We start from the raw sequence: 234 nt of genomic DNA on the forward strand, positions 1-234 counted from the left end.
AAAGCGCTCGGTTTTTTTGACGATGTGGGGTTGGATGTAACGTTACAAAAGCAAAACTCATGGGCAACCTTGCGCGACAAGCTTCATGCCGGAATACTCGATGCGGCGCAGATGCTCGCTCCCATGCCAATTGCCAGTACTTTAGGCTTGGGTTGCCGTGCGAGGAAAATCGTCACGCCTTTTGTTCTTAGCCTCAACGGTAATGCGATTACGCTTTCTGATGCCCTCTATCTC

1 protein-coding gene is annotated in these 234 nt (G+C 50.4%); it reads left to right on the forward strand.

Annotated elements, in window-relative coordinates; all coding sequences use genetic code 11:
* The coding region (locus A3751_RS17595) for an ABC transporter substrate-binding protein (protein WP_197466460.1) at positions 1-234 on the forward strand (234 nt) is incomplete at both ends.

Source organism: Oleiphilus sp. HI0080 (assembly GCF_001635135.1).